The following is a 2,456-nucleotide window of genomic DNA, read 5'->3' as shown; positions in this document are numbered from 1 at the left end:
TGAGCCGCATGGGCCTGAGCCGCATGGGCCTGAGCCGCGTGGGACGGCGAGGTGGGGGAGTAGGCCGCCGCGGGGCCGAAACCACCGGAGGCGGCCGGGCCGAAGCCGCCGCCTGAGCCCGCGGTCCCGAAACCGCCAGAACCTGGGGCCCCGAATCCGCCGGAACCGTGAGCGCTCGGAGCCGCCTCCGCCTGGGCCTGTGCCTGATGGGCTCCTTCGGCACGAGCCGCTATCCCCGCCACCAGCTCGCCCGGCAGCCAGGCCCCCGATGTGTACCGGGCCTCGTCACCGCGATGCGTCTGGATCGTCTGGACGGAGCGGATGACCTCCTCGACGGAAGGCCGCTCGGCGGCGGGCTTGCGCAGACACCGCGCCACCAACTCCCGTATCTCCTCGGGCACTTTGCCGAGGTCCGGCTGCTCGTGCACCACCCGGTAGAGCACCGCGTGCGCGTCTCCGTCCCCGAAGGCGCCGCCGCCCGTCGAGGCGAACACGGCGGTCTGCCCCAGCGCGAACACGTCGGCCGAGGGGGCGGCCTCGCCGCCGAGCGCCTGTTCCGGGGCCATGTAGGCGACCGTGCCGAGGGCCATGCCGCTCTGTGTCACCGAGGTGGCGTCCGCCGCCCGTGCGACACCGAAGTCGATGACGCGCGGGCCGTCGTCGGCGAGCAGCACGTTCGACGGCTTGAGGTCCCGGTGCACGATGCCCTCGCGGTGCACCGCCTGCAACGCCTCCGCGACTCCGGCGATCAGCCGCAGCACGGTGTCGACGGGCAGTGGACCGTGGTCGCGTATCGCGTCGGCGAGGGACGGACCCGGCACATAGGCGGTCGCACACCACGGCACCGAGCCTTCGGTGTCGCTGTCCACGACCGGGGCCGTGTAGAGCCCGTGCACCCGGCTCGCGGACGCCACCTCTGCCTGGAACCGCTTGCGGAACTCGGCGTTCTCGGCCAGTTCGGGCCGGATCACCTTGACGGCGACGGCCCGTCCGCCCGGCGTGTGCGAGAGATAGACCCGCCCCATGCCGCCGGACCCGAGCCGCGCCGCCAGCCGGTAGCCGCCCACGATCCGCGGATCGCCGTCCTCCAGCGGCTGGAAACTTCCCGCGCCGGGCCCACCGTTGCTCAACACGCCCACTCCGCCCCAAGATCTGTTCAGTGGCCCCATTGCATCACGGGCCCCTCGCGTCCCGCCGCACACCCGTTCAAGTGAGCGCCGGATCGGAGACGTACGGCGAAGGAGGCGTCCGGAACTCCGTCTCGGAGCCTTCAGGGCGGGGGTATCGGGAGGGCGTACACCTTGTTGAAGTGCTGGGCGATCAGCGGGCCGTCGCTGTCGCAGGCGAGTTGCCAGTCGTTGATGCCGGCGTCCTGGCCGTCGGTGAAGTTCCAGAGCAGCTCGCCCTGTCGGGCGTCGATCGCGTAGAAGCCGTCCCTGTTGCGGGCGGCCGTGACGAACACCGAGCCGCCGCCCGCGACGAGGGCGTTGCCCAGATCGAGCCGAGGGGTCCTGCGGAACCAGCGCCGGGTGCCGTCGGCGGCGTCGAACGCCTGGACGCCGTGCGGGTTCCTGGTGGTGCAGAACACCGTGCCGGCCGCGGCGGCGACGGACGCGAATCCGCCCTTCTCCTCCTTCACCCGCCAGCGCACCGCACCGGACTCCAGGTCCACGGCGATGAGTTCGCTGTCAACGGCGAAGACGGTTCCGCCGAGCACCGCCGGGGCCGACCTGGCGTCCGAGTCGGAGTTCAGGGGCCGGCGCCACAGCACGTTTCCACGGCTCGCGGTGCCACGGGCCGTGAGCCGGTGCAGCCCGTCCATGTAGACGAAGCGGCTGGACGCCATGACGGGCTTCAGATCGAGGCCGATGTCCTCCTCGCTGATGGGGATGACATTGGCCCGGCGCGCCCGCAGATCCGTGTTGAGGACGACGTTCGTGGAGGTGGCCGACCCCTGCGATCCGTCCGGGCGGCTGAACCGCAGACCCGAGATGGTGACCCTCTGGTCGCTGAACCCGCCGAGCAGCGTGTCGAACCGGAAGTCCTCTCCGAAGTCCAGGGAGAACCGCTCGATGCCCGTGACCGGGTCGACGCCCAGCACGGTCGCGCCGGTGCCGAGAGCGACGACGTCGCCCGAGACGAGGAGCGGCGGGGTGGGTGACTGGCTGATGCCCCGGTAGGTCCACCGGGGGCGGGTGCCGTCGGCGAGGCCGAGGCAGAACAACGCGCCCGACTGCGACTTCAGCAGGGCCGTGTCCTTGTAGAAGGTCGCCGGTGCCTTGACGAGGGCGTCACCCTGGTAGACCCACAGCGGCTTCGGCGCCGGACCGGCCGGCTTCGCGGTCGGCTCGGTCCGGTCCTTCGGCTCACCGAGGAGTGCGGCGACGCCGGAACCAAGGCCGACGGCGCCGAGCGCGGCGGCCGCGAGGACCGTACGGCGGGAGGGACGCGGCCGG

General features: G+C 72.1%; 2 protein-coding genes. Both read right to left on the bottom strand.

Annotated features, from left to right (window positions below):
* Positions 1 to 1,133 (bottom strand): serine/threonine-protein kinase (locus O3Q52_RS51950; protein ID WP_269655379.1); only part of this gene is annotated, 1,133 nt, incomplete at its 3' end.
* A gap of 137 nt (positions 1,134 to 1,270) precedes the next feature.
* A partial coding sequence (locus O3Q52_RS51945; RefSeq protein WP_269655378.1) for a PQQ-binding-like beta-propeller repeat protein occupies positions 1,271 to 2,456 on the bottom strand: 1,186 nt, incomplete at its 5' end.

The organism is Streptomyces sp. ActVer (genome assembly GCF_027270795.1).
Lineage (GTDB): Bacteria > Actinomycetota > Actinomycetes > Streptomycetales > Streptomycetaceae > Streptomyces > Streptomyces umbrinus_A.
This window is presented reverse-complemented; position numbering and strand designations above follow the sequence as displayed.